This is a genomic window from Aquimarina sp. 2-A2 (assembly GCF_045505135.1).
Classification (GTDB): Bacteria; Bacteroidota; Bacteroidia; order Flavobacteriales; family Flavobacteriaceae; genus Aquimarina; species Aquimarina intermedia.
On record NZ_JBJKFI010000010.1, the window covers coordinates 1 to 26050 of the forward strand.

22 protein-coding genes are annotated in these 26050 nt (G+C 34.6%); 5 read left to right on the forward strand and 17 right to left on the reverse strand.

From position 1 onward, the window contains the following. Positions 1-804 precede the first annotated feature (804 nt). Entirely contained in the window at positions 805-1530 is a 726-nt protein-coding gene (locus ACJRPK_RS17260; protein ID WP_407141641.1) for a TlpA family protein disulfide reductase, read from the reverse strand. A gap of 644 nt (positions 1531-2174) precedes the next feature. Between ACJRPK_RS17260 and ACJRPK_RS17265 the strand changes: the two genes are divergently transcribed. Then, a complete protein-coding gene (locus ACJRPK_RS17265) occupies positions 2175-3326 on the forward strand; it encodes a N(5)-(carboxyethyl)ornithine synthase (RefSeq protein WP_407141642.1) in 1152 nt (383 codons plus the stop codon). 498 nt (positions 3327-3824) lie between these two features. On the opposite strand, the gene ACJRPK_RS17270 is transcribed toward ACJRPK_RS17265, so the two are convergent. Continuing rightward, a complete protein-coding gene (locus tag ACJRPK_RS17270; protein ID WP_407141643.1) occupies positions 3825-5336 on the reverse strand; it encodes a serine hydrolase in 1512 nt (503 codons plus the stop codon). A gap of 290 nt (positions 5337-5626) precedes the next feature. On the opposite strand from ACJRPK_RS17270, the gene ACJRPK_RS17275 reads away from it, so the two are divergent. After that, the gene (locus tag ACJRPK_RS17275) at positions 5627-6049 is read left to right on the forward strand and encodes a DoxX family protein (RefSeq protein ID WP_407141644.1); all 423 of its coding nucleotides are present in this window, start codon (positions 5627-5629) and stop codon (positions 6047-6049) included. 238 nt (positions 6050-6287) lie between these two features. Beyond that, the gene (locus ACJRPK_RS17280; RefSeq protein WP_407141645.1) at positions 6288-6965 is read left to right on the forward strand and encodes a class I SAM-dependent methyltransferase; all 678 of its coding nucleotides are present in this window, start codon (positions 6288-6290) and stop codon (positions 6963-6965) included. 528 nt (positions 6966-7493) lie between these two features. On the opposite strand, the gene ACJRPK_RS17285 is transcribed toward ACJRPK_RS17280, so the two are convergent. The 3 genes from ACJRPK_RS17285 to ACJRPK_RS17295 form a co-directional block, all read right to left on the reverse strand. Further along, positions 7494-8138, reverse strand: a complete 645-nt coding sequence (locus ACJRPK_RS17285) for a hypothetical protein (protein ID WP_407141646.1) — start codon at positions 8136-8138, stop codon at positions 7494-7496. A 64-nt stretch (positions 8139-8202) separates the two neighbouring features. Further along, positions 8203-11481, reverse strand: a complete 3279-nt coding sequence (locus tag ACJRPK_RS17290; RefSeq protein ID WP_407141647.1) for a PDZ domain-containing protein — start codon at positions 11479-11481, stop codon at positions 8203-8205. Positions 11482-11734: 253 nt separating this feature from the next. Continuing rightward, positions 11735-12451 (reverse strand): membrane or secreted protein, encoded by a 717-nt coding sequence (locus tag ACJRPK_RS17295; protein WP_407141648.1) that lies wholly within the window; start codon positions 12449-12451, stop codon positions 11735-11737. A 376-nt stretch (positions 12452-12827) separates the two neighbouring features. Here ACJRPK_RS17295 and ACJRPK_RS17300 point away from each other — a divergent pair, with 376 nt between their 5' ends. Next, positions 12828-13976 carry a glycerophosphodiester phosphodiesterase gene (locus ACJRPK_RS17300; protein WP_407141649.1) on the forward strand — a complete coding sequence of 383 codons (1149 nt, stop codon included), beginning with the start codon at positions 12828-12830 and terminating at the stop codon, positions 13974-13976. A 167-nt stretch (positions 13977-14143) separates the two neighbouring features. On the opposite strand, the gene ACJRPK_RS17305 is transcribed toward ACJRPK_RS17300, so the two are convergent. Further along, on the reverse strand, positions 14144-15145 hold the full coding sequence (locus tag ACJRPK_RS17305) for a YhdH/YhfP family quinone oxidoreductase (RefSeq protein ID WP_407141650.1): 1002 nt from the start codon (positions 15143-15145) through the stop codon (positions 14144-14146). Between the two features lie 142 nt (positions 15146-15287). On the opposite strand from ACJRPK_RS17305, the gene ACJRPK_RS17310 reads away from it, so the two are divergent. Further along, positions 15288-15605, forward strand: a complete 318-nt coding sequence (locus ACJRPK_RS17310; protein ID WP_407141651.1) for a winged helix-turn-helix transcriptional regulator — start codon at positions 15288-15290, stop codon at positions 15603-15605. Between the two features lie 209 nt (positions 15606-15814). Here ACJRPK_RS17310 and ACJRPK_RS17315 read toward each other — a convergent pair whose 3' ends face one another. The 11 genes from ACJRPK_RS17315 to ACJRPK_RS17365 all read right to left on the reverse strand — a co-directional run bounded on the left by ACJRPK_RS17315 (position 15815) and on the right by ACJRPK_RS17365 (position 25405). Then, positions 15815-16318 carry a hypothetical protein gene (locus ACJRPK_RS17315; RefSeq protein WP_407141652.1) on the reverse strand — a complete coding sequence of 168 codons (504 nt, stop codon included), beginning with the start codon at positions 16316-16318 and terminating at the stop codon, positions 15815-15817. 3 nt (positions 16319-16321) lie between these two features. Further along, a complete protein-coding gene (locus tag ACJRPK_RS17320) occupies positions 16322-17233 on the reverse strand; it encodes a helix-turn-helix domain-containing protein (RefSeq protein WP_407141653.1) in 912 nt (303 codons plus the stop codon). A 9-nt stretch (positions 17234-17242) separates the two neighbouring features. Then, the gene (locus ACJRPK_RS17325) at positions 17243-18193 is read right to left on the reverse strand and encodes an SDR family oxidoreductase (RefSeq protein ID WP_407141654.1); all 951 of its coding nucleotides are present in this window, start codon (positions 18191-18193) and stop codon (positions 17243-17245) included. Positions 18194-18539: 346 nt separating this feature from the next. After that, positions 18540-19703: a serine hydrolase domain-containing protein gene (locus ACJRPK_RS17330; protein WP_407141655.1), complete on the reverse strand. Its 1164-nt coding sequence runs from the start codon at positions 19701-19703 to the stop codon at positions 18540-18542. Next, positions 19696-20280, reverse strand: a complete 585-nt coding sequence (locus ACJRPK_RS17335; RefSeq protein WP_407141656.1) for a hypothetical protein — start codon at positions 20278-20280, stop codon at positions 19696-19698. The genes ACJRPK_RS17330 and ACJRPK_RS17335 overlap by 8 nt, the downstream gene beginning before the upstream one ends. A gap of 95 nt (positions 20281-20375) precedes the next feature. After that, on the reverse strand, positions 20376-20675 hold the full coding sequence (locus ACJRPK_RS17340) for a hypothetical protein (protein ID WP_407141662.1): 300 nt from the start codon (positions 20673-20675) through the stop codon (positions 20376-20378). Further along, positions 20629-21786, reverse strand: a complete 1158-nt coding sequence (locus tag ACJRPK_RS17345) for an alpha/beta hydrolase-fold protein (protein WP_407141657.1) — start codon at positions 21784-21786, stop codon at positions 20629-20631. Before ACJRPK_RS17345 ends, ACJRPK_RS17340 begins: the two co-directional genes overlap by 47 nt. Before the next feature lie 73 nt (positions 21787-21859). Beyond that, a complete protein-coding gene (locus tag ACJRPK_RS17350; protein WP_407141658.1) occupies positions 21860-22651 on the reverse strand; it encodes an AraC family transcriptional regulator in 792 nt (263 codons plus the stop codon). Between the two features lie 450 nt (positions 22652-23101). Then, positions 23102-24073, reverse strand: a complete 972-nt coding sequence (locus tag ACJRPK_RS17355) for a hypothetical protein (RefSeq protein ID WP_407141659.1) — start codon at positions 24071-24073, stop codon at positions 23102-23104. Positions 24074-24079: 6 nt separating this feature from the next. Then, on the reverse strand, positions 24080-24514 hold the full coding sequence (locus ACJRPK_RS17360) for a lipocalin family protein (protein WP_407141660.1): 435 nt from the start codon (positions 24512-24514) through the stop codon (positions 24080-24082). Positions 24515-24850: 336 nt separating this feature from the next. Then, complete coding sequence (locus ACJRPK_RS17365) at positions 24851-25405, reverse strand: hypothetical protein (protein WP_407141661.1); 555 nt, start codon at positions 25403-25405, stop codon at positions 24851-24853. Positions 25406-26050 lie beyond the last annotated feature (645 nt).

Consider the following 26050-nt stretch of genomic DNA (forward strand, 5'->3'; position numbering starts at 1 on the left):
TAAATTCTTCATCAAATCTGACATTAATAATAATTATTTGTCGAATTTAGAGGTGTCCTAAAAAGGGGAAGCCTACATCAAAAGTCATTAATTCAGGAATCATTTCATGTGTAAATAACCCGAATATAACAATTTCGACAGGCAATCTAACTGAATGCAGAAAAGTGCTGATTTTCATTTCCCTATTTTCGAAAAACCACTTTTGCTGTCTCGGTAATAATCCGTAGATAATAAAAAGTGTTGTTGGAAGCAGCACCAATCCAAATCTTGGGGGAGTTGAGTCCGGGATTTGGTAAAATCCGAAATATGCCAATAACGATTGTGCAATTGACCAAATAATTATTATGAGGGTTAACTTTTTAGGTTTTCCATTTGAAAAGTGAAATAGACCTATTGTCACTATACAAGTGACGATAAAAGTTAAGACAATCCAATTTGGTAAATTTGCTATCATTTATTTTATTTCAATTCAATATACCACAACAATTGGCTAAAAGACATATATCCTTTATACGCAAGATATAGTATATAAAAGTAACTCAAAGTTACTAAGCGGGGTGGGAATTTGGTTTCAACAGAGACTGAATTAAAGTTTTTATTTGAGATGAGCTAATGCTAAAGAAAAGGTCAAAGTTTATAGAGGTGAGACAAGAATCATGATACAGCATAAGAAGTTCATAGACATGACTAAGATCTATAGAAACTCATAACCATCACCTACTAACAAATATCGCCCCGGTTTAGTTAACACCGCATTCTTGCTTGGTCGTACCGACCGCATGGATGCTTCGTTATTAGTCACAGTTATTTTAGCTTTTTAATAATCTCAATAAATTCAGTTCCATCACTCATTTTAGGTTCTTCTCCTTTTTTGCTTTCATATGGAATTCCACCTTTTACATATCTTAATATCCCATTTTTATCCAAAAACAAATTCATAGGATATTCTTTCACACCTAATTCGTCTATAAAACCTTTGCTATCGATTAGATGTTTGAAGTTAAAAGTATACTTCTTTAGAAACTTTGCAACATCTTCTTTTTTCTCATATGTAATTGCAACAAAATTACAGTCATTCTTATATTTTTCTTTAATTTTATTTAAAACTGGCATTTCTTCAATACAAGGTGCACATTTCATATACCAAAAATTAATCAAAGTTGGCTTCCCTTTTAATTTTTCTAAATCAATTTTTCCATATGTTAATGTATTCAAGTTAAATTTTGGAAATTCTTTGTTTTTAAATTCTGATAGTGGTCCATAATTAAACAATTTGTTTTGCCTTTCTTTAGTGAATTTAAAAATAACTTTAGAAATGATTGAGTCTTTTTTAGTTTCAGTTTCGTCTATGGTTAAACTGGCAAACAATTTTTGTCCATAAGTCTTCTCAATTTCAATTTCCCTTTCAGAAACTTTTTCTTTTATTTCTGCTTCGGTCAACCTGTTTTTACCGTTTGTTGTGTAGTATTTTGTTTGTGAATAAGAAGCTAAAGAATTAAACAACAATAGGATAAAAATTAATTTTTTCATAATTTTTGTTTAATTGGTACTAACACTGTCATATAAACACCGTTTGGTAATTATACTTTGATTATCATATTATTAAAAAGTAACTCAAAGTTACTAAGCGGGGTGGGAATTTGGTTTCAACAGAGACTAAATTAAAGATTTTATTTTAAATAAACGAAATTTTCTTCGGCACTAGTTAAGATAAGGATTTACAAATCAGGAAATCAAAAAACATGATAAACTTTCCTTCGTGGCTTCTGTTTCTTGTCTCACCTCCCCTTCAGATACCTGACATTCTTCATTCCAAATTCTTCATTCCAAATTCTTCATTCATAATTTAATAGCTACCCTTTCCGACCGTGCTGCGCTTGGCCACCTTTCCCTGACAAGGGAAAGGAATTGGGTTGATGCAATTACTTTGATATTTTGCTCTTAATGATTTTTAATAAAGTATCTTTGTTACAGTAGTATTTATCATTTGATATAAAGTGTCATTTCGCACCACTTCAGCGAATTGCTAAGGCTTTTTTAAGCTCTTACTTTGACTAATAAAACTCTAGTAGCCAACTTAATGCCTGATTGCTAGCATAGAACTATTTAATAGTGATTCTAATCTAACGCGTTGCTCACGTCATTACTCTGCAATACGTTTCAATCTAAAGAAAATGGCTTTATTAAAAATGGGTGTTATTGGCACTTCAAAAAAACAGGATGAAAGACGTGTACCTATCCATCCGGCACATCTAAACAGACTTCCCGAATATATTCGTAAGCAACTCATTTTTGAGAAAGGCTATGGCGCACCATTCAACATCGAAGATGAAGAAATTAGCAATTTAACCGACGGAATTGCGACACGTGATGAAATATTATCGGAAATCGGTGCTGCTATTATTGCTAAACCTGTTTTGTCGGATCTAGAAGCGCTTAAAGATGGCGGTATCCTTTGGGGCTATCCTCATTGTGCGCAACAAATGCAAATCACACAAACTGCTATCAATAAAAAATTAACCTTAATCGCTTTTGAAGATATGTATGTATGGAATCCCAATGGACAAATGGGAAGACATACCTTTTATAAAAATAATGAAATGGCCGGATATAGTGCAGTGATTCATGCCCTACAATTAAAAGGGATTGATGGTCACTATGGCAATCAACGCAAAGTGATTATTTTTAGTTTTGGTGCAGTGAGTAGAGGTGCTATTTATGCCCTAAAAGCGCATGGTTTTAGAGATATTACGATTTGTATTCAACGACCGGATCATGAGGTTAGAGAAGTGTTGGATGTACATTATACGCGACTGCGAAAAGGAAATAAGAACGAACCTCGATTAATTGTGGTTGAACACGATGGTTCAGAACGGTCGCTACTCGATGTGATAAATGAATCTGAAATTATCATTAATGGTACCTATCAGGATACCGATGATCCCATTGATTACGTAACAGCCGATGAAAAGGCGATGCTTCAACCAGGTACTCTAATAATAGATGTGAGTTGTGATGAAGGCATGGGGTTTTATTTTGCCAAACCCACCACGTTCAAAAATCCTATCATAGCCATTGATAAAATTGATTACTATGCCGTAGATCATACGCCAAGTTATTTCTGGGAGAGCGCGTCCAGGTCTATTTCTGCTGCATTAATTGTGCATTTACCATCAGTAATCTTGGGTCGCGAGGGTTGGAATAAAAATATGACAATCAAAAATGCTATCAACGTTGATCAAGGGGTCGTCGTAAAAGATTCCATTCTTAGATTTCAAAATCGCAATGCGAACTATCCTCATATAATCAATGAGCCGGTGCACTAAACATCTTGAAGTAGCTTGGCTGGGTTTTTAACCCAATTATAAAAGTAGTTTGAACTCAGGAAGCAGGACACCCTTTATTTTTCAACTTTTAATTTCAACTTTAAAATTTTTAATTCAACTTTTTACATTCAAAATTTCCACTTCGATATTCGATATTCGATATTCAAAATTCTACATTCATAATTGAATAGTTACCCTTTCCGACCGCGCTGCGCTTGGCCACCTTTCCCTTGCCAGGGAAAGGAGCTGTTTTAAGATGTTTAAATTTAGGTTCCAAATTTTAACAAAAATCGAAAAACCCAGTGATAGCGGGATCCGCAAGTGATGTAAAGTCATTTCGTAATAGAACGAAATAATCAGCAACCGATGCAAGGCACTCTGAAATTCTGCGAAACCGTCCACAACCGATGCAAGGCACGCTGAAATTCTGCGAAACCTTTCGCAAGTGATACAGAAGCTTTGGAAATAGCTAAAACAACAACTTCCCATTTATTTATCTTATTCTAAATTTCGTCGGACAATTTCTTTGCCTGTTTCTCCGAAATACTCCGAAATAATTTTCTGCCAAAGCACCATGCCATTTTCTGAATTTGAGAAGAGCACCAACCCTTGTTTTGAGTTTTTTAAACCGATCGCGATTGTTTTGGTTCCGTAGTCGCCACCTGTGTGCATAAAAGCTACCTCATTGTTAGGTAATTCTGGTAATAGTTGCATGCCCAAACCCCAATCAATTCCACTTTTCTCATGGCTTTGAGTTCTAAAAAATTCGTCATATAATTTTTCAGACAATCCGGATCCGTTTAGAATGTGTGCCATAAATTTGGCATACTCCTCTGCCGTGGTCATCAAATTTGCCGCAGCGTTGGTATGCGTGTATTTTTCGAAGGGTATAGGATCTCCATTTTCATCGTGCTCCACCGCATATACCTGGTCATCGAGGGTACCTTTCCAATTAAAATACGTATTATGCATTCCAAGGGGTTCAAATAACGTTTCGCGTGCAATGTCTTCAAAAGGACGCTTCAATTTTTTCTCAATTGCTTTCCGAAGATATTCAAAACCTTCTCCCGAATATTGCCATTGTGTTCCGGGTGCAAACTGAAACGATAATTTTTTATCTGCTGTCAAATATCTCCAGTTTGGAAAACCAGACTGATGTGATAAGATATGCCGCGTAGTAAGTTTGTCAAGGTATTGACTTTTTGCTATATCTTCATCAACATGGTAGGTAGCAAGAGGCTCGTCTAAATTCCATTCTCCTTCTTCGATTAACTTTAATACTACCAAAGCCACAATAGGTTTGGTAAGGGATGCTACCTTATAGATACTTTTTGAAGAAACTGGAACGCCTTTTTTTTGAACACCAAAGGTTCGTAGTTGTTGTAAGGTTCCGTCCTTGATATACCCAATAGCAATCGACGGAATTTTATGTTTTCTTAATAAATCTTCTATTTGAGCATCCATGTCAAACAGCTTATGTACGTATTCGGCATCAAATTTAGGTCCATATTCTGCTTCCGGGGGGCTATGTTCATAGCTCAAGATTTTTTTTAGTTTCCAGATTCCGTTTTCTAACAGCCAGGTATGCGTAAACCGTGCCTGCTCCGTCGCATACAATGCTTTGTTCGGTTCTTTTATATAAAATACATGTTGTCCGGTTTGAATGGCTCCGTAAACCTCTCCCTCATTTTTGAGCTCATATACCTGAAGGGTTTCTTCAAATACTTTTCTAATAGGTTTGAAGTTCTTATTTGAACAAATACTTTGAGAAAAAGCCTGATAAAACTGTTCTGAATTCTGAACACCATTTTGATCATGAAAAAATTCTAAATCCTCATGCAGCACTTTTTTTAAGGCTCTAAAATTACATTGATTGAATCCTTGATCAAAAAGAAGGCTATCGGCTTTTTTGAGGGCTGCAAAAATTGGAGTGTCTCTACCTATTTGTGAATAGCTAATTTCTGTTGCAAAGCAAACCATACTAGCGAATAATAAATGCTGTAGTTTCATCGTATTTTGATTGTGATTAATTCACTGCAATAATCTTACTATACGCATTAAATACTATTGAAAAACACCTGACAAAAACGCGACAATGTAGTGACAAAAATCACAAAACATACACTATCAGATCGTTAGAAATATCCAGCAAAGAATTAAGAATTGCGTTAAAAAGCTTTAGCTTCAATCGAACTACAGATGAACGGTTACAATATTAAGCTCATTTTTAAATTAAAATTAACTAAGTAATCATTTAAAAATCTGTATCTTATTGTCATACAACCAATACCGATTTTATCATGGGCTATATAAAATCACTCAACAAATGGGCAAATGCTCATACCTATTACCCTCTTGATCTTTTGCGAATTGCTTTAGGTATTTTTTTATTCTATAAGGGAGTTTTCTTTATGTCAAATATACGCTTGCTTATAAATCTATATGATCCTATACGATCTGTGATCGGTGATGTTCTACTGGTGCATTACATTGCACCTGCTCATTTTGTAGGTGGCTTTTTGATAGTCTTCGGACTCTTAACGCGTTGGGCGATTCTAGCGCAATTACCGATTCTTATAGGAGCTGTATTAATAAATTTTATCGGGGAGATGATACCTGCCAACCTCTTTTTATCATCATTTGTCTTAATAGTTTGTATTTTTTTTCTGTTTTATGGCTCAGGAAAACATTCGGTAGACAAATATTTAAAAATGCAGCAGTAGTTTAATCTTCGTTATAATTGTTACTTATTCGTTTATAAAAGGTTTACATCTAAGTAATTAAATCATACCCTCTTCATATTTTTTAAAAGATATCTAAGAAAAAAGATTCCGGAAGACTTGATCACCTGACTGTCTGTTCATACAAGCTGCTGCCGGTCATCCGGTATCATCAATGACATTATAATAATTTGTACGTTTGTGATACGAAAATCGTTTGAATCAATCCAAGAGTTACTTTATGGAGAAGAAAGAAGATACCGTTAATTCGACAAAGAAACCATGGCCTACCCAAGCTGCGATGCAACAAATATATGAGATGAAGCTCTGGGGTGGAGAATCATCCGATTTCTACTCAGGCGACGGATCCCATGATCATGACATAGTCGATCCTTATATTGCTGCTGTTACCTCTTTTCTAACTTCATTTGAAAATCCACTTATTGTTTGTGATTTAGGTTGTGGAGATTTTAATATCGGAAAACAATTAGTTCCGTTTACTAAAAAATATATTGGAATCGATATCGTTCCAACACTCATCGAGCGTAACAGAAACACCTATCACGCCAAAAATCTCGAGTTTAGGTGTTCAGATATTGCTAAAGATAGTTTGCCCATGGGAGATTGCGTATTGGTGAGACAGGTCTTACAACATTTATCCAATGCAGAGGTACAAAGTATTCTGGAGAAACTGCGTGCGTACAACTATGTTATTTTGACAGAACATATCCCTACAGGGATCTTTGTGCCCAATAAGGATATTATCTCAGGCCAAGGAACCCGGCTTAAAAAACAAAGTGGCCTTGATGTTTTAGCCCCACCTTTTCAATTAAAGATAAAAACGGAAAAACAAGTACTTTCTGTACAGCCAAAAAATCACAATGGCGTGATTGTAACTACATTATTTGAACTTTTTTAAAAAAGACTGTTTTCAGACACTAATTTTCAACCATGTATTATCAAGATAAATTTGCACCTCGGAAGATACTGGAATCAGTAGACATTATACATTGATAATTATATTTTTCAAATTCGGTAATCAAAATTCGTTTTCTACCCTTTCCGACTGCGCTTCGCTTAGCCACCTTTCCCTGTCAAGGGAAAGGAGTAGTTATTAGGATGTATCTGCTATAGAAAATTCTGTTGATAGTTCCTCGTCAGGTCGAGCGGAGTCGAGACCGAATCTTCACCATAATGCTCAACCTCTCGACTCCGCTAGAGGTGACAATGATTTGACAACAAGCTTACAATAATGGATATAAAAAAAACACTTTTAAGTTTAGTATTTTACATTTAAAATTTTGACTTCTTTATTCAATATTCTGAACTCAAAATTCACCAACTGCGCTTCGCTTAGCCACCTTTCCCTGTCAAGGGAAAGGAGTAGTTTTATAAATAGACGCTATCAGTAACCCTATAGTTCACAGCGTTGAAAAATTTTTTATTCTTAAATTTCATTTTTTATTTCCTCATTCGGTGGTGGAGGCGGAGGAATATTGGATACATCATAATCATTGAATAATATATCGTATTTAAAGAAATCTGGTATGTTTGCCTTGCTGATAGTATCGAATTGCTCAATTATTTCTTTCAAGACCTTTTTTGTTGTGGCTATGGTATATTTATCCTCGACGTATAAATGAAACAATGCTGGTTTAAGTTTATTTTCATTATATTGATACGTATATGTTTCAGACATTATTGATTTTAACTCTGTTTTTAAATACTCTATTGGCTTACTTTTTCTTTCTCTAAAAATTAAAGAATCGTTCCGAATAGTCAATAAGTTTCTTCTGAAAAAACAACTTACTACTTCATCCGTTGGGCAGCCCGAATATCCCGTCACATGATACGTTATTTTATTTAGTTGAAATTGTAAGCCAGCCACTTTGTCTTCACAGAAAATTTGTGACATTTTTTTTACTAATTCATCATAATTGCTAACCGAATCCAAATTAACAACCTCGAGCTTGTTCTCTAATTTTAATCTTTTAAACTCTGAAGAAAATAACTCCGATCGAATTTGATTTTCAGAATTAGAACAAGCACTCAATGTCACATAAAATATAAATACATAATGGAAGTTCCTCATAGAATTTACTTTAAATAATTACTATCAGCCTATTTTAGTTTCCCAGTGGTCACCTCAACAAATCTTAGTTAGCTTTATTCACTCGTACGGGATATTCTGGTCGCTTAGGGTAGATAACAGGATTCGCTTCAAGTTCCTTCAGTACAACATCAATCGCTTTTTGTAGTTGAGGATCTTGACCTTTTATCACTTCTTTTGGCCACTGCTCTACTTCGATATCCGGTGCTACCCCTTCATTTTCAATTCTAAAACCGTCTTCATTATAAAAAGCCACATTCGGTGCGGTCACACTGCCGCCATCGATAAATTCAGGATAGCCCAGTATGCCTACCAAACCACCCCAGGTAGTTTTACCGATTAATTTGCCCAATCCATATTTCTTGAACATCCAGGGTAAATAATCACCTCCGGAGCCGGCCGTTTCATCTATCAGCATCACCTTGGGTCCTTGGATAGAGCCGCTTGGTGCTTTCAGGTCTTTACCGTATCTGAAATTCCAATGAGATTGATATGGTTTTTTCAAAATATCAATATAGTAATCTGCCAACTGACCACCGCCATTGTGTCGCTCATCAATAATCACTGCTTTTTTATTGACCTGAGGATAGAAATATCGCTTAAAGTATTCATGTCCTGCATCCGCCGTATTGGGAACGTATACATACGCCACCTGTCCGTTAGTTGCTTTATCCACTTTTTTGATATTGCCTTCTACCCAATCTCGATTTCTCAAGGCTCGTTCATCGTCCACCGGAACGACCTTTACCTCTCTAGCACCTTTTCCGCCAGGATCAGACCCCACTTTCAAGGTGACTATTTTATCAGCTTTGTTTTCAAAAAAACTAAAAAAGTTCTGATCCGCAGTAACCGATTTCCCATCGACTTCAATGAGGTACTCTCCTTTTTTGACATTCACTCCCGGCTCTGTCAATGGGGAGCGTAAATCCGGTGTCCAATTAAGTCCGCCATAGATCTTCTCAAACTGGTAGCGGTTATTTGCTACTTTATAGTCAGCACCTAATAAACCGACACTAACACGTTCGGGAGTTCGCATTCGATCGCCCCGATCCTGAAAACGATGATGACCTACTGCTAGTTCACTGCACATCCATTGCATCACGCGATATAAATCACTTCGGCTTACAACATCTGATAGAAAAGGTTTGTATTTTTCCTTGGTAGCCTTCCAGTCAAGTCCGTGCATGCCCGGATCGTAAAAATAGTCTCTGTTGACGCGCCAGGTTTCTTCAAATATATTGTTCCACTCTTTGACCGGATCTATTTTTACCTTGATGGCATCAATGGCAAGATTACCATTTTCCGGTTTTTTCCCTATTTCGGTGATTCCCCAGGCATCTCCTTTGCGAAACATCATTTTCTTTCCATCTGCCGAAATCTCGAAGCTATCTGCTTCCATAACTTCTTTTGCTTCTCTTTCTTCAAAATCAAAGCGCATCAAGGATTGAGGATCTCTAGAACTACTGTGTGCTTTTTGAGATAAGTACATGAGTTTTCCTTCTTCAACACTTGTTAGATTGCTATAAATTCCTGCCGGAATAGGAAGGTTGACAATACGATTCTGAATTCCTTCCCAATCAATACGCAAAGGTTTGGTTTCCTTCTTCTTTTTGTCTTTCTTTTTATCTTTTTTGTTCGCTTCGTCTTTTTCTTCTTCTGCAATTGCTTTGACTTCTTCTACATCATTTTCTTTTATCAAGGGGGAGATTAAATCTTTCTGCAGAGTAACTACATAGATGGCATTGCTCAGTTCCATGTCCTGATTGGATTGATCAAACCAGTTAACCACCGGTCCGGCATCCGTTGAAGCGGTCATATACAAATATTTACCACTCGGGTCGAAGACAGGCTCTGATACATTAGAAAGTCCGTCAGAAATAGCATAGGATTTATTTTGATCAATCGAATACGCAAAGGCTTGCTCAAAATTAGTTTCGGTAACAATCGTATACGACACCCAGTTGGAGTCATGAGACCAGGATCCAAATAGGTCTCTAAAAGCGCCTGGCTGATATAATACGTCGGTGGCTATTTTAGTCACTTTTTTTGAAGTGACATCAGCAACGTATAAATTTCGTCCGTTATCTACAAAGCACAGTTTTTTACTGTCGGGAGACCAGTGCAAGTGTGCATAAAATCCGGTTCCGCTAAGCGGAAGGTTTATCACGTTTCCATTCTTTATAGATTTTAAATGCAATGCATATTCTCCACTGGCATCCGAAAAGTATGCTATATGTTTTGCATCAGGAGACCAAGTTGGATATTTTTCATGGACTCCCGGAGTATTGGTGAGATTATTCACATCTCCTTTTTCGGCGGGAACGGTTATAATCTCTCCTCTAAAATCAAATACAGCTCTGGCTCCCGAAGGTGAAATACCGGCACTTCGAATATAATCAGCTCCCGAAACATAGCGACTTCTCATTTCGAGTAAATCGGTGGCGATACCAATCGTTAGTTTTGTACTTTGATTGGATGCGGTATCGAACATATGAAGATGTCCTGCTTGTTCAAAGATCAAACTGGAACCGTTGGCAGACAGATTGAGTACCGGAAAATCGGTATAACTGGTCAATTGACGTACCTCCTTTGTAGCCGGGTCGTAGACATACAGATTGAACTCGCCATTGCGATCACTTCTAAAATATACCTTGCCTTGCAGCCATTGCGGACTCGCATCATTACCCCCTGCTTTGGGTTTAGGCACTTCGACCACTTCCTGTGTATTGTTATCATAGATCCAAATTCTTGCTTGCGTACCTCCACGATAATTTTTCCACTGACCAAACACTTCATAGATCGGATTATACGCTACATACTGCCCGTCCGGAGATAATGAGGCACTAAATGCTGTTGGAATCGGGAGTTCCATTGGTTGTCCGCCTGTAATAGCTACTGTATATAGTTTTGCATGACGTGTAGTATAGTTTGACCTACGCGAATTGAAAAGCACTTTGGTACCATCGGGTGTAAAATCTCGAACAAAATCCGGTGAAGGATGCCAGGTAAGTCGTTTAGGAATTCCTCCGCTTGACGGAATAACAAATACATCGGTATTCCCATCATACTGCGCACTAAATGCGATATGGGATCCGTCTGGAGAAAACACCGGATTCGACTCAACACCCTCGTCAACCGTTAACCGGCGAGGATTCGAACCATCCTTAGCTGCAATCCACAAATCTTCAGCATAAATAAAAGCAATATGTTCTGCACTGACTGCAGGAGAATGTAAGAGTCTGGTATCGGTAACGTTTTGAGCGTTGACTTGTATATAAAATGTTAGTAATAAAAACAGCGGGAGCAGTCGAAAATTATTTTTCATCGTGTAAAAGGTTTATTCGTGTGATCTATTTCTTGTAATTGTGCGTCTTTGGGGTAGACGAATGGTTTTAAGAGATCTAATGTAGTGAATATAAATTGGAATTACATTGCTTAAAAGTTACTACCCAACTAGCAGTGATGTAACAGGAATTGATTAAAAAGTTTCCAGTATGCATTTTTCAAATTCAAAAGGGAGAAAGAGTTTTGAATAGAACAAATGTTTAGTCTATATCATTTCTTCACCTAGATTTTAATCATTCTCTGACACTCCATATTTCATGAATTGGATCACCTTTACTCGACAATCCTGAGTGGTGCCATTGACCCTCAATAAGTTTATAATTAAACTTTAAGCTCAGTCCTGCTTTGGAGTCGTCTCTTGAAAAGAATTCGATATTCTCAGTATATTCACCATTTTCAGTAGTATACGTTCCTCCACCGGATCCCATAAATTGCTTGGTTTCCGTATTATATGCGATCCATTGAAATCGGGTTCCTGATAAAACTTTCATAGTTTTTCTTGGCCTACTCGTATCACGTACTTGAGTTTTTCCTTCTCTAATTCTTCCGGACATTAACCAGGCTCCCTGTAACTTTCCCGGCTCCCCATGATCTATTCTGTTCCATTTTATGTCACTGTCTTTAATTTCGATTTCATTATCAGCAATGACAACTCCTAAACTTACCTCAGTTCCCACGTGCTCAGGATGATCTGTATCGAATTCTACTTTTTTGATCATCGTATCCCCTTCTAATTTCCATGTACCCCCATTAGAGTGTATAAATTTTCCCATAGTTGCATCATACGTGGTTGACACTTGATAATCCTCAGCAAAAATAAGCACCTTCCTAAGTTTTTCTCCGTTCTCAGCAGTTGTAACGGTTTCCCAGGCACCAATAATTACCTTCTCCTGCGCTGTAACTCCGTAGGATAAGAAACCACAAATAAGCAATACAAGTATTTTTTTCATGACTTTATATTTTATAGGTAATAACATAATGCAGGTTAATAATTTTACAGGCAACTAGTTGTAAGTTTAACGTATCTAATTTAGTGAATATAAACTGAAATTAAAATATTGTTGGGCTGTTGAATTCTATTGATATATGCACACCTTTGTCCACCTAATTTTGCTCTATCACAATCTACTAACATGTAGCACGAAAAGGCTTTACTTTTGAATGAGAAGCTCAGTTTTATTTAGACCAGTATGTTAAGTTTTAAGTTTATGCACTTAGCATAATTACATTTAGAAATAGTTGGACATTTTATAGTTTACAAAAGGATAACTTTATGGGTACGACAGAGTAATGTAGGTTTTGTTTTTTTATATAAAAATAAAACCTATGAAAACTCTTAAAACTATCTTCATTCTTACCTTATCGGTAGCCGTATTCTCATCGTACTCTTGTGGTAGCGCAGACGATGAAAACGAGGAAAATCCACCTTTAAACATTCAAAAACCTTTGGTAATTGCACACCGCGGTGCGCAATCGATTTTACCGGAGCATACACTGGAGGCGTACAGCAAAGCAATAGCAATGGGTGCCGATTATATCGAACCGGATTTAGTGATGACCAAGGATAGCGTATTAATCGCCAGACACGAGCCTTTTATGTCAGGAACCACCAATGTCTCAGAACTTCCTGAGTTTGCACATTTAAAAACCACCAAGATATTAGATGGCAAAGAAATAACCGATTGGTTTGCTTCTGATTTTACTTTAGCTCAAATTAAAGCTTTACGTGCAAAGCAAGCCCGCGCAGATCGATCAGATCAATTTGACGGCCTGTTTGAAGTCCCGACATTTGAAGAAATTATAACCTTGGCAAAAACTACAAAGTCACGTACTGGAAATCCCATAGGTCTCTACCCGGAAATGAAACATCCTTATTTTCATAAACAATTGGACATGGCTATTGAAGATGCATTGCTATCCGCTCTGGAAAAAGCCGGGCTAAATAATGAAGAGGCTCCTGTTTTTGTACAATGTTTTGAAGTAGCACCGCTACAATATATTAATGAGCGATCTACTGTTAAATTGGTACAGTTGATTTCTACCTATGCTGTGAAGGCTGATGGAAGTCTGGACTTTACCGTGCCTGACGGGGATTTTATTTCGTATGCAGCTCCTTTTGACTTTTATGCTGCCGGAGATACAAGAACCTATGAATTTTTTACTACAGAAGAAGGCATGCGTTTTACAGCCTCTTACGCTGACGGTATTGGTCCGTGGAAGCCTTTTATCATATCCTATAAGCAGGATACCGATGGTACGCTATCTTTATTGCCATCGACTAACTTTGTTACTTTGGCACATCAATTTGATTTACAGGTGCATCCATATACCTTTAGAAATGAAGACGAAAAATGGAGTACTAATCCTGAAGAAGAATATCATTTATTTTTTGATGCAGGCGTCGATGGAGTTTTTACAGATTATACCGATGAAGCTGTGAAGGCAGTTTCTACATGGAAACCTGTAAAAAAATAGAACTTGCTTATTTTAATTTTTCAAGTTAAACCATTTAAAAACTATCAAAAAGTTGATAATTACCACCATAATTATCAACTTTTTGATAGTATAAAATCATCTGTGAGAGATCATTTAAATAAAGGATAACTATAGGTAATTGCGCTCATCTTTTAAGTTTATGTATTTTAATCGTTCAGTTTAATGATCGTTCTTCCCTTTAACTTTCCCTTTAACATTAAATTAATTTTTTCGTTTAAGTCGTTCAAAGTTATTTCTGTTACATTATCTGTAAATTTATCCGTTTTCCATTCATTAGATAATTTTTCCCAAACTTGTTCTCTATATCGCATTGGATAATTTTGAGAATCTATACCGATTAATGATATTCCTCTTAGTATAAAAGGATATACAGTTAGATCTAGTTTTGGAGAGGCTACATTTCCGCAGCTAGTAATAACCCCCATGGGTCGAGTTGATTTGATTATATTTTCAAGAATTACTCCGCCGACGGTATCTATACCACCAGCGTACATTGGTTTTAAAAGTGGTTTCTTATCCATATTTTCAAAATCGTCTCGCTTTACAATTTCATCAGCTCCCAAGTTTTTCAAAAATTCAGCTTCGGTCTCCTTTCCTGTAATTGCGACTGTTTGATATCCCTTTTTACTTAAAATTCCTAGACTCAAAGAACCTACACCGCCTGTAGCTCCAGAAACCACGATCGGACCATCCTCTGGTTTTACGAATTCACTTAGTCTTAATACCGACATTCCCGCAGTCAGTCCCGCGGTGCCAATAATCATTGCTTCCTTCTTAGATAGGTTTGTGGGTAGCTTGACTGCCCAATTGGCTGGTACTTGAATGTATTCTGCAAAACCTCCATTAGTATTCATCCCTAAATCATAACTTGTCACAATAACATCATCTGACACTTTAAATTCTGGAGATTTAGAAGCAACCACGGTACCAACGGCATCAATACCTGGAGTATGTGGAAACTTTCTAGTCACACCTTTGTTGCCCGAGGAAGATAGAGCGTCTTTGTAATTTAAAGAACTGTAATTTACCTTTATACGGAGTTCACCTTCGGATAAATCGGTAAACGGCATGTCTTTGATAGAAGAATTATAGTTACCATCCTTCTCTTCTACTCTATAAGCTTTGTATGTTGATTGCGTCTTATTCATAGTTACCAGTTTATATGTTTTACTTATTTTTACATTAAATTTCGTTAAAAATACATTGATAAACAAGAGCTTACATTTTATACATCTACGAACATTTTGTGCTGCTATGTTTGTTTATAAAGCGTAAAACCGTTTAAAAAAAATGAAAAAAAGTTATTGTCCGATAGATACATTTATCAATATGATCAAAGGAAAAAGAAAGGGTACAATTATTTTGTATCTTTTTCAAGGTGATAAAAGATATAGTGAGCTGGTAAAACTCATGCCTGATATTAGCGAACGAATGATGACCAAACAACTAAAAGAATTAGAGCAGGATGGATTGGTCAATAGAACTGTGTTTCCTGAAGTTCCTCCTAGAGTAGTGTATAGTTTAACTAAATTAGGTAATGAAATTCACCCTGTTTTGAAAGGAATGTATAAGGGTGGTTTACTTTTTGAAAAAAGTAGTATTGAGTAGCAGGATGCAGTATCGGCTACTATTTGTTTTTGATGGAATCATTTCCAAAATACCATAATCTACTGAGCTACTTACCGTAAACATTGCTTCCTGGTGCTGTTATTTAGATGTGATCGAACCAGCCACAATCTCAATCCTACTGGATTGCAGTTGTCATCCAGTAGGATTGAGATTTAGTTTTTGAATGAGTGCTTTTAAATACACACATATTAATTTTGTATATCCAGCGATATCAAATCGTTATGATAGTTTACAATTCTTGAGTGTGCAGTTCCGTCAACTAATAAGATAACTATCAACATCGCAATAGTTGTAATGCTAATTGCTATCCAAGTTGGTGTATTATTAAACAGAATTAATGAAGCTGCTATGATTATAAGAATCGGAATTACTTTAAACACAATCGTGTATTCCTTCAAAGTACTTTCGGAACGTTTAATCTCGGATTGAAAAAAAGCTGATGCGTCATCGTTAAATGCGTTTTCAAATTGGGTTATTCTTGACTTTTTGGTGTAAAACAACCCAAGTCCTATGGTCATAAGTAATAAACCTGCGATCAAAGTCGGAATAATGTAGGCTTTTGCTAAATCTGTTTTGCCCATTTGCCAAAATCCAATACTTGCGATTAAAAACAAAATTGCAAAGAGGATGAAAAAACGTGTTGAAAAGACTTCAGCTTTTGCCCATTCTGTGGCTAATTTTAATAGTTCCATTGTTTAATTCATTTTATATTTTTCTCTGTACTCGGTTGGACTTATACCTTCTTTCTTTTTAAATAATCTAGAAAAATAAGGTGGATATTCAAACCCTAATTCATAAGCCACTTCTGCTATACTTTTATTTGGTTGTAACAATATGTTTTTTGCTTCATCTATTAAATGCAAGTGTAAATGTTCGGTTGTAGTTTTTCCTGTTTCTTTTTTTAAAGTATCGCTTAAGTAACGTTGCGAAACCGACATTGTAGCTGCGATCTGTTCTATACTTGGAATGCCTTTTTCTTGCAATTGTCCTGACACAAAGTATTCAGTTAAGTGTTGATTAAATTGTTCTAATAAATCATTCGATATTTCTTTCCTGTTCAAAAACTGCCTTTCATAGAAACGATTGGCATATTTCAACAAGGTGTTCAATTGAGAAATAATAATTTCCTTGCTAAAGGCATCTTGATTATTATGATATTCAATTTCAATAGTTTCTACTATTGACTCTATTTGCTTTTCTTCTTTTGGCGAAAGATGTAAAGCTTCATTTACTGAATAGGAAAAGAAACCATATTTTCTGATTTGTAGTGCCAATTCTGTTCCTTTCAAAAAATCTTCATGAAAGTTTATCGAAAAGCCTTTTTGCTCAAAAACCACACTATTATCCCATTGTAGAATTTGCCTTGGTGCAATGAAGATCAAAGCTCCATTAGTGAAATCATATTTTGTTCGTCCGTAGTTTAAATCTCCCTCTACATATTTTTTAAAACTAATGGAATAGCAATCATTGGTAATTGGTGGCGAACTTTCTCTTGGACAAGGTAAGTGACCTTCACCTTTTGAGTTAAACATACTCAGCATCGGATGCTCTGGTCGAGGAAGCTCTAAATAATCTAAATACGATGATAGTGTTTTAAAATGTTGCATACTACAAATTTAAATATTCCAAACCACAGCTATTTCTTTTTCCGTAAGTTCCCATAGTCTTTTTGCAACCGCTTTATCTTTGGCGTGTGGCTCTAATGTATGTGCTCCAACCGGTCCTGTCCAATTGTTTCTTCCTGTAGGACCATAAAAGCCCCTCTGGTCTAAATTGGGTTCTGTTGCACACATTAACTGCGGATACGCACCTTTTTCTGCTGATTGTGTTAGCGGTGATAATTTCATTAGATTAAAGATGAACCTCATCACAAAACTACCACTTGTATTTATTAAGTTAGTTCTTGACGAACCGGGATGACACGCATATGCTTTAACATCTGATTTACCTGCTTCTTTCAATCTATCCTGTAGTTCATAGATCGTCATAATCTGCGCCAGTTTACTTTGACTATACGCATTATTTGGCGTGTAATCTTTATCCCAATTCAAATCATCAAATTTGATGGCTTTAATTCCCATATTATACCCCGTACTCCCTACCGTTACTATTCGTCCTCTAGATTTTTTAATGAGAGGAAACAGTAAAGCTTGTAGCATAAAATTTCCATAGTAATTCGTTTCCATTTGACTTTCCCAGCCATCTACTGTTAGCGTTCGTTTAGGAACTTGGGCAATTGCTGCATTGCAAAGTAAAGCATCAATTCTCGGAATTGTTTTAAGCACTTCTTCAGCCGCTTTTTTTACAGAATCTTGTACTGCCAAATCCATTTTTATAGCTAAAACGTCTATAGGGTTTCCTAGTTCTTGTTGTAAAATTTTGATAGTGTCTTCTGCTTTTTTTGGGTTTCGGTTAAGCATGACCACTTTTGCTCCTTTCGAAAGTAAAATTTTTGCTGCTTCAAAACCTGTTCCGCTAGTAGTTCCTATGATGACGTATGTTTTACCATTCAAGTCTCCTATTCTATCTGGGGTCCAACCTTTCTTGCCAAATTGATTTATATTCATTTTGTCTATTTTTTAATGATTAAAAGAATAAGACAAAGGTCGGTTAGTAGCAGTCTTGTTTTCTTATACGGAATTTCGAATGTTGTATACTTTTTGGTTAGTCTCAATAACACACAATGTTGTAATAAATACAGATTATATTTTAGATAAGCTAATGTTATGCACGAGGCAAAAGGCAAAATTTTATAGAAGGGAAACAAGAATCAAGAGATAAAATGAGATAGCATGAAACACTACTAAGATCTATCGAAACACATAGCAATCCGCATACAAAACTGTAACGCCCCGGTTTTGTCAACATTGCATTGTGCTTGGTTGCACGGACTGAATGAATGATTAGTTATTTTTAATTAAAAGCAACATCGGTTATATCTGAAATAAAATTCAGGGTTACATCAAATAAATCATTCGAAGGGGTAAAGTTCAAAAGTATAATTACAGTAATATCTTCGTTCGGATAATAATGTGCAACAGAGGTAAATCCATCAGCACCTCCAGAATGTCCATAACTAATGCCATATTCATTTTCGAAATATTCTAATCCAAAACCATTTTTTCCGTCACCCTCAATATCAAACCAATCCTGCATTTTCATTAAACTTGCCGGACGTAGCAGATTTCCCTGCATTAATTCATCCAAAAATTCACCAAGGTCTTGAGGATTTATTATTATACCACCATCTCCTGTGCTTAATTCGTCTTTGTATAGAAAATCTGAAAGGATATAACCATTTCCGTATAGATTATAATACCCACTTATAAGACTAGTTGGTGCTGCATTTTTTCCTGTATCATAATAGGCATTGTTTAGTCCTAATGGTAAAAAGATCATTTCATCATATGCTTCTTTTAGGGTCATATTGGTGGCATTTTCTATTATCATTCCTAACAAAAGAAAATTAGTATTTGAGTATGAATATTTTTCACCTACAGGGAAATTAGCATTTTTTCCGTAGACATATTTTAAAATATCCTCTTGTACCCAGTTGTTATATTTAGTATTATACCTGGCCATTTCAAATTTAGTAGTATAGTAATCTACTATTCCACTTTTATGGCTTAATAAGTTGGCAATTGTGGCTTCATTTGTATTATCTATATTTTTAGTTATAGAAGATGGGATCCATTCTGATATGGGATCATCTATGCTCAGTATGCCTTTGTCAACCAATGAGAATATTACAGTTGCAGTAAAAACTTTGGTTATACTGGCTATCATAAATTGATTTCCTTTATCTACATCAATATTTGATGATATATCTGCTTTACCACCGGTACCTATCCAAATACCTTCATTATCTTTTACATATATAGACGTTCCTATGATTCCCTTTTTTATGTACGAATCAATTACGGATTGGTACGTTTCATTTTTTATATGTTGAAGACTATTGTCCTGAAAAGATAAGGTAGTATTAAATTGATTGCTCGTAATAATTTCATCCTTTTCACATGAAGAAAAACACAATAAAATTATGATTACAATAGATGTGTATATTTTTTTATTCATTTCCAGTTTTGTTTAATTCGATAGAAATACCGAAGTGAAAATTTGTAAATAGTCGATCAGTATCGAAACCAGCCATCATTAATTCATACTTTATAAAAGGGGAAACTCTATTTGCTTTTAAATAACTAATACCAAATCCGATATTGGTTAGTAAAAAACCTTGGTTTAGATTCTTTTTTTCGTAAGAACCTTGTGAAGTATTGAATGAATAGGCCTCACCAGGATAAAAAATATGAATATATCCCAGTCCGGCATATCCATCGATACCTATAGTCCTTAATATTTTTAACTGGTAACTATATGTGGATTTTAAATAGGGTGCATTTGCAATTAGTTTATGATTAAAGAAACCTAATTGAGCAGCAATCCTTTGGGTTGTAATTGGTTTGTCTCTCTGTAAAAATGTAATACCAACTTCACCACCTAAATAAATAGGTGTGAATTGTACAAATGGTAAACCATATGTATTGTTATAAATCGATAATGATAGTTCTTTATTTTTACCATTGAATTGACTGTAACTTTTGACATAGTTGAAAAAGAATACAATAAGTAGAAGTAACTTTATAACACGCATGTATCAATTTTTTCGGATTGAAACAAAGAACAATGTTTTTAAGTTATTTTCTCTTATTCTCAAATAAGAAATCAATTTTTCAAGAAATATTCTTTCTATATTCCACTTGAAGTTTCGGGTGTTAAATTGAGGTAGTTTGTAACCGGTTTTTGAGTAATTTCATGCAAGTACCCTTTCGCATTTTCACTATTTTCATATTCAAGTTCATTAGTTGAGACTATTGATTTTATTTGCTCTTCTTCTTTTGGCAAAAGATGTAATGCTTCATTTACTGAAAACGAATGGATATAATTTCTTATTTTTTCCCGATGGGTAAAATTTGCTCTTTTAACGAGAACCCGTTTGGTTCTAGAGTTTTTGTAGCCACCTTTTAGCAAGTGAATAATCTGGATCAATTATCAGTGCTTTTTCAAACATACCCTTAGCACTTTCAAGCTGACCTTGAGCTCTGCGTACAAGCCCCAATCCGAGATAAGATTCCTTTCCTTCAGGATACACCTCTAAGGAATATTGAAAAATTTCTTCTGCACCAATTAAATTCTTACTTAATATCGTGTGAAAACCAAGGTCAAATATATACGATATAGGTGGTAGAATTTCATACCCGTATCGTTTGGATAACTTATCAAAATGTTGTGTCACTTTATCTAACGATTCTAGGTTTTCACGGGGATTGAAGGGTTTGAAATCAGGATATAACGCAAGAAGATACATTGTAAAATCCATGGCTGGTACATGACCCTGGTTCGCCAATTCATCTACTTTATAGGTAAGGCTCTCAGGCCTGTGGTCTGTTAAAACATGAGTGAATTCAGACACGTGATTTGTTAAGCCCTCATTATCGCTATAAATGATGTGTAGAAACCTATTTTCAGAAAGCGTTTGTAACGGACCTGATTTTATTTTTTGTTGAAGCGCTGTCGGTATGTTCCTAAGAGACGGACTGCTTGCGAAGTAGCCGTTAAACAGAAGCGGGTTGTTGAGCAGCGTGTAAATACTGAAAAAACCACTGTTAGAACCGCCAAAAAGGACTTTGAACGGAGCTGTCCGATAGTTGTTATCCACGTAGGGTATCAGCTCTGTTTCAAAAAAGTTAATATAATAATCCGGAATTGTTGTGTCCTGATTTTTCCTTGTTGGCAACAAAATACTATTTCCTTCAGGTAAATCTATTCCAATAAGTATCATCTCCGGAATTTGTCCTCCGCCCATGTAGTCTAGTGTAGAAGCTAACATGGCGAACCGAGCTCGATAGTCTGAACCTAACATATACAGCACGGGATAGGTTTTCCTGGAGCTATCGTAATTTTCGGGTAAATGGATTGATAGAGGAATAGTTTTGCTTAATACTTTTGACTGAAGTGAAGATATTTCGCCTAAGGTAACTGCTGGTTCACTGTGCTCTGTTAAACGACGAAAATCAGGATCGTTTTCTGCCTTTTCTTGTGCAAAGACAGTGTTTAGCGATAAAGCGCATGTTAATAGTAACAATTTTGTTGTTTTCATGTTTTCTTTCTTTAATATAAATGTGTTATTTCTCAATGTTTTAAGTAAGAAAACAAATATGCTTCATAGAGAATTACAAGTCTTGTAAAATCTTGCTATTCTTTTTATAATTCCCGGGAGTTACTCCAACGTATTTTTTAAAACTATGCGTAAAATGGCTTTGGTCATAAAACCCTGATTCAAGTGCAATTTCTACCAAAGGAACATCTGTATAAAAAAGCTTTTTAGAGTTTTCTATTCTAATGGTAGTTAGATATTCCAAAGGTGTTAGCCCAATACTCTTTTTAAAGCTTTTTTGTAGTTTAAACTTATTCACTTTAAACGTTTGCTCTAGCATTTCCAATGTGATTGATTGGTTATAATTTAGAGACAGATAGTTAAGAATATCCTCAAAAGAGTTATCAGTATTTTTTTGAAAGTAGGATTGCGCATCGCCATTCAAAGCATCCAAAAGTAGATTTTCAAGGATTTTGAAAATTGATGCTTCGTTTATTTCGAATTCACTTGTACAGTAGGACAGAAAATAGGGAAAGCTTGCCAGGTGAGAATAATCAGCATTTATTTTTTTTGAAACACTTTTGATTACGTCATCACTGATATAGAGCGCTTTATAAGTCCAAGGACTATTTGTATTGCTCCAGTTTTTATGAATTGAGTAAGGTGGTATTAATTGCAAAGCATTCTTGCTAACCAAAAACTCCGAATTGTTAAACGCTATGTTTTCGCTTCCGTTTTCGATACAAGCCAGACTCCAACATTGATGAAAATGAAAAGGGAAGTTTTTATCAATAAATGTTGCAGACTTTACTTCAATACCGTCAAGTATCGATGATTTTATTGTTCTTACTTTGTTTACTTCTATCATCTTGATTTGCAATTAAATACTGGTGTTTCTTAAGCAAAGACAGTACTTAGCAATACGATTCTTTGTATTAGTAGTTCTAATCCCCTCTTTTTGTCAATATGTTTGGTGATAATGTTATATAATCACTTTTGGCAACTATATAGTTCTTTTACGATTCACTATTCTTAGATTACCAAATGGGGTGGGTATTTAGTTTTAACTGTGACTAAGCTACAGATTTTAATTAGATAAAGCTAATGCTAATAAAAAGGCACTAGTTATTAGCCACTAGCCAGAGGGTAAAATTTTATTGAAGGAATACAGGAAATAGGATAGCATGAGGCTTAACTGAGCTCTATAGAAATACTCAGCAATCGACATACTAATAAATATCGACCCGGTTTAGTTAATACGGCCTTCATGCTCGGTCGTACCGACTGGATGAATGGTTAGTTGTTATAAAGTATTTCTCTAATTAAAAGTTGAATAATATAATTTCAAATATTTTTGATTTGTACCCCACTCATCCTTAAACTGATCTAGAATCTCTTTAGGACTTTTCCTAAATCCACCTTTGTTGTAATGATCTATTACAATCAAAAAATATTCATTATCCCATTCAAAATTTTTATTTACATATATAACGTTCCCAGTTTGCATTATAAAGCTGTTTACATTTTCTCTGAAGAAATGACCTTTAGAGTATCCTAAATCGGATAACTCTTTATAGATGTTTAAATTTCTAGCTTTTATTTCGCTCAGAATTTTAAAATTATTTATATCTGTTGTGCGATTTACTTCTTTCCTGAAATTTCTTATACTCCAAGCTAAAGTTTTTGTAGAGATTTGTCTTAAAAAATCTTTATTGTCAATCAAAGATTTCAAATAACCACTAGCAAACCAATAGTCATGATACTTCAAGTACTGTTTTTGGAAAAAAGAATCACAGTCTGAGTTATATCTTAATGAATTGACTTTATAAGGAATCGCAATATTTTTTTTGAGTGTTTTATCGTCATTGAAATTAATACTCACTGTAAAATTAAAGAAAACGTTACCATCATGTATGTTTTCATTATTGATGTATAATTCCGATATTTCGTTAAGTATTTCTATTTCGAACCTTTCTTTTAATTTTATATCGTTTTTATTTAAAAGAATGGTATTAAGTTTGTTATGGTAATGAAATCTTTTATAAGATTTGTTAATATTGGCGTTTTTTTCAAAATCAATGTCTCCTTCAATATTTATACTATTTATTTTTATTTCATCATTACTACTATTTAAAATTTTAATATCTAATGGATTGTCATCAAGCAATGAAGTTTCTTTATTGTAATTAAAAACCAGAGTTAAATTATCATCATTTATTTTGATTTCATGTCTTTCATTTTTGCTTATTGAGATCAATGAAATTGCTAATAGAATTAAATATATTTTCATAAATTTTTAGTGTTTTTCAAATACAGAATTAATTGTTATATTTTGTTTGCCATTTTTAGTAATTCCTATTTCTTGAACCCCATCGATACTTAGTTTACAATTAGTAATTTTAAATTCGCTTTTTTGTTTCATTCCACTTACTGTAAAAATTAATTGATTTCCGTCAATTACATAGTTCAGTATTGATTTTTTTAACTTGCAATTAGTTCTATTATTTTTATAATATCGCTCAGCTTTCCCGTTATCCATAAAAACAAAAATTACCTCCGAACATCCATCTTCATTTAATATATCAGTGTTATATATTCCATCTTTATTAGAATCAATAGCTTTATTAGAACTAAATTCAATAGATTTCCATTTACCTATTAATTGACAATTTTTTGTTTTTTTGGAACAAGAATTAAAAATTAATAAAATTATAATAATTTGAACTTTCATTTTATAATATTTGCTAACATTTTTATCAACGGCATATACCCATCACACCCTTAATGCCATTATTAAAAGGCAATTAAAAAGTTACCAAGTGGGGTGGGGATTTGGTTTTGTCTGTGACTAAGCTACAAATTTTAATTAAATAAAGCGAATGCTAGACCGAAGGCACGAGTTATTAGCCACTAGCTCGATAGGAATCATGATGACAGCATGAGACATGACTGAGATCTATAGAAACACTTAGCAATCCCCATACTAACTTGTATCGACCCGGTTTGGTCAACACGGCCTTCATGCTCGGTCGTACCGACCACATGAATGCTTAGTTGTTAGCAAATGTTATTTTAATTCTATTCTTGCTTCAGAACTTTGAACTTTGAACTTAGTAATTTTTGAATAAATGTCTTTTATAATTTGTTTTTGAGTTGGGTTATATTTTTCTACAATCCAATCGGTAAGATTATTAGAATTATATTCGATTTTCACATTTATCCAATTACCTTCGTTACATACCAATTCGTATAATCTTCCTAAAACTTTTATTTCTATTTGAGATTTAGCTTTTATAGTAATTAATTCATTTTTGTTCCTTTCAATAATTGGTGGATGTTCTATTCCTGTAGACATTAAGCTCAAACCATCGCAATCTACTGTTGGGTTAAAAAAATCAATTTGATAACCCGATTTAGATTTAGACCTTAATATAATAATATCTTCTTTAGAATTGTTGGTAAAAGTTACATAAAGATCAACCCAACCATGTTTTTCAAATTTAGTTTTTTCAGTATTTATGGTAATTGAAAGCTTTTCAGTTATTGTATTTTCGGAACTATTTCTTTTAACAGCACAAGATGAGAAAATTAAAAGAAATAGTATTAGTTGTATTATTTTCATATTAACTTATTTTTATATTTGCTAACAATGCTATCTAATCACTTTTGGTAACTATATAGTTCTTTTATTATTCACTATCCTTAGGTTACTAAACGGGGTGGGGATTTGGTTTTAACAGTGACAAGCTACAGATTTTATTTTACATAGAAGATTGATTTTTTATAGATAGGATTAGAAGCCACTAGTTCGATAGGAACCAAGAATCATGATGACCGCATGAGGCTTGACTTAGATCAATAGAAACACATAGCCATCTCCCATACTAATAAATATCGACCCGGTTTAGTTAATACGGCCTTCATGCTCGGTCGTACCGACCACATGAATTCTTAGTTGTTAGGCTACGTTATTTTTATTAGTAGTAATTAATTTGTCGTACAATAATATATTTAGGATTTTCATTTTTAAATTTGACTTTTTCTACCCAATTTTTCTTTTTATCATAAGAATATTCATATTTATTATAAATCTTTTTATTCATTCTTTTATAATAGATGATTTCTTCAATTATATTATCATTTTTGTCATATTTATACTCAAAAACCTTTTCAATTTCTCCCTTCGAATTTGTAGGCTTCCCCTTTTTAGGACACCTCTAAATTCGACAAATAATTATTATTAATGTCAGATTTGATGAAGAATTTA

Excerpts from the sequence above, each read along its gene's own strand:
- ACJRPK_RS17260 (WP_407141641.1), bottom strand. The coding sequence starts at position 1,530 with ATGAAAAAATTAATTTTTATCCTATTGTTGTTTAATTCTTTAGCTTCT.
- ACJRPK_RS17265 (WP_407141642.1), top strand. The coding sequence starts at position 2,175 with ATGGCTTTATTAAAAATGGGTGTTATTGGCACTTCAAAAAAACAGGAT.
- ACJRPK_RS17270 (WP_407141643.1), bottom strand. The coding sequence starts at position 5,336 with ATGAAACTACAGCATTTATTATTCGCTAGTATGGTTTGCTTTGCAACA.
- ACJRPK_RS17275 (WP_407141644.1), top strand. The coding sequence starts at position 5,627 with ATGGGCTATATAAAATCACTCAACAAATGGGCAAATGCTCATACCTAT.
- ACJRPK_RS17280 (WP_407141645.1), top strand. The coding sequence starts at position 6,288 with ATGGAGAAGAAAGAAGATACCGTTAATTCGACAAAGAAACCATGGCCT.
- ACJRPK_RS17285 (WP_407141646.1), bottom strand. The coding sequence starts at position 8,138 with ATGAGGAACTTCCATTATGTATTTATATTTTATGTGACATTGAGTGCT.
- ACJRPK_RS17290 (WP_407141647.1), bottom strand. The coding sequence starts at position 11,481 with ATGAAAAATAATTTTCGACTGCTCCCGCTGTTTTTATTACTAACATTT.
- ACJRPK_RS17295 (WP_407141648.1), bottom strand. The coding sequence starts at position 12,451 with ATGAAAAAAATACTTGTATTGCTTATTTGTGGTTTCTTATCCTACGGA.
- ACJRPK_RS17300 (WP_407141649.1), top strand. The coding sequence starts at position 12,828 with ATGAAAACTCTTAAAACTATCTTCATTCTTACCTTATCGGTAGCCGTA.
- ACJRPK_RS17305 (WP_407141650.1), bottom strand. The coding sequence starts at position 15,145 with ATGAATAAGACGCAATCAACATACAAAGCTTATAGAGTAGAAGAGAAG.
- ACJRPK_RS17310 (WP_407141651.1), top strand. The coding sequence starts at position 15,288 with ATGAAAAAAAGTTATTGTCCGATAGATACATTTATCAATATGATCAAA.
- ACJRPK_RS17315 (WP_407141652.1), bottom strand. The coding sequence starts at position 16,318 with ATGGAACTATTAAAATTAGCCACAGAATGGGCAAAAGCTGAAGTCTTT.
- ACJRPK_RS17320 (WP_407141653.1), bottom strand. The coding sequence starts at position 17,233 with ATGCAACATTTTAAAACACTATCATCGTATTTAGATTATTTAGAGCTT.
- ACJRPK_RS17325 (WP_407141654.1), bottom strand. The coding sequence starts at position 18,193 with ATGAATATAAATCAATTTGGCAAGAAAGGTTGGACCCCAGATAGAATA.
- ACJRPK_RS17330 (WP_407141655.1), bottom strand. The coding sequence starts at position 19,703 with ATGAATAAAAAAATATACACATCTATTGTAATCATAATTTTATTGTGT.
- ACJRPK_RS17335 (WP_407141656.1), bottom strand. The coding sequence starts at position 20,280 with ATGCGTGTTATAAAGTTACTTCTACTTATTGTATTCTTTTTCAACTAT.
- ACJRPK_RS17345 (WP_407141657.1), bottom strand. The coding sequence starts at position 21,786 with ATGAAAACAACAAAATTGTTACTATTAACATGCGCTTTATCGCTAAAC.
- ACJRPK_RS17350 (WP_407141658.1), bottom strand. The coding sequence starts at position 22,651 with ATGATAGAAGTAAACAAAGTAAGAACAATAAAATCATCGATACTTGAC.
- ACJRPK_RS17355 (WP_407141659.1), bottom strand. The coding sequence starts at position 24,073 with ATGAAAATATATTTAATTCTATTAGCAATTTCATTGATCTCAATAAGC.
- ACJRPK_RS17360 (WP_407141660.1), bottom strand. The coding sequence starts at position 24,514 with ATGAAAGTTCAAATTATTATAATTTTATTAATTTTTAATTCTTGTTCC.
- ACJRPK_RS17365 (WP_407141661.1), bottom strand. The coding sequence starts at position 25,405 with ATGAAAATAATACAACTAATACTATTTCTTTTAATTTTCTCATCTTGT.